Raw genomic sequence first — 1,254 nt, 5'->3', positions numbered from 1 at the left:
AACAGGCGCTGCGTCTCGGCGGGCGTGAGCGTCGCGGTCGGCTCATCCATGATCAGCAGGCGCGCCTTGCGCGACAGCGCCTTCGCGATCTCGACCAGCTGCTTCTCGGCGACGATCAGCTCGCGCACCCGGGTGTCGGGGTCGATGTCCAGGCCGACCTGCTGCAGCACGCGGCGCGATTCGTCGCGCATCGCCGCATCGTCGAGCAGCCAGCCGCGGCGGCGCTCATGGCCGAGGAAGATGTTCTGCGCGATGCTCAGGTCCTCGGCCAGGTTGAACTCCTGGTGGATCAGCACGATGCCGCAGCGCTCGGCATCGCGCGAGTTCGTGAAGCGCTGCGGCGTGCCGTCGATGCGCAGCTCGCCGTCGCTCAGGGCCTCGTAGCCGGAGAGGATCTTCATCAGCGTCGACTTGCCGGCCCCGTTCTCGCCGAGCAGGCCGACCACGCGGCCGGGTTCGAGCTCGAAGCTGACGCCGTGCAGCACGCGCACCGGGCCGAAGTCCTTGGTCACGTCGGTGAAGGTCACTTGAAGGCTCACGTCACGGCCTCCGGAACGCTGCCACGCGCGCGCATCGTCTCCTGCAGCGCGAGCACGCCGGCGCCGATCACGCCGGTGCGCTCGCCGAGCGGCGCGTACTGGATGTCGAGGTGGCGCGTCGAGAGCGCGAGCGAGCGGTGGTACACGCTCTGCCGGATCGACGCCAGCAGCAGCGGCCCGATGCCGGTGATGCCACCGCCGATGAACACATGCGACGGGTTGAAGAAGTTGACGATCGACGCCAGCATCTGCCCGATGCGCGTGCCTGCCTTCTGCACGATGCCGTGTGCGGCGGCATCGCCGGCGCGGCTCGCCTGGCCCACGTCGATCGGCGAGATGCTGCCCTGCGCCTTCAGCACCTGGGCCAGCAACGCGCTCTGGCCCGACTGCGCCGCCTCGACCGCCATGCGCGAGATCGCCGGGCCGGCCGCCATCGCCTCGACGCAGCCCAGGTTGCCGCAGTGGCAGCGCGGGCCGTCGGGGTCGACGCAGATGTGGCCGACGTCGCCGGCCGAACCGTCGGCGCCGCGGTAGACCTCGCCGTGGCAGACGATGCCGCAGCCGATGCCGGTGCCGATCTTGACCACCAGGAAATTCGGCAACCGCCGGTGCAGCCGCCACAGCTCGCCGAGCGCCATCACGTTGACGTCGTTGTCGATGAAGACCGGCGCCGCATAGTCCTCGCCCAGCACGTCGCGGATCGACAGCCCTTCCC

Annotated in this window: 2 protein-coding genes; both read right to left on the bottom strand. The window is 70.2% G+C overall.

Annotation, left to right across the window (positions count from 1 at the left end; translation table 11 throughout):
- A partial coding sequence (locus AC1D15_RS32960) for an ATP-binding cassette domain-containing protein (protein WP_477829380.1) occupies positions 1-539 on the bottom strand: 539 nt, incomplete at its 3' end.
- The coding region (locus tag AC1D15_RS32955; protein ID WP_477829379.1) for an ROK family protein at positions 536-1,254 on the bottom strand (719 nt) is incomplete at its 5' end. The genes AC1D15_RS32955 and AC1D15_RS32960, both read right to left, overlap by 4 nt.

The sequence above is a fragment of the Rhizobacter sp. P2_H2 genome, from assembly GCF_056403375.1.
This window is presented reverse-complemented; position numbering and strand designations above follow the sequence as displayed.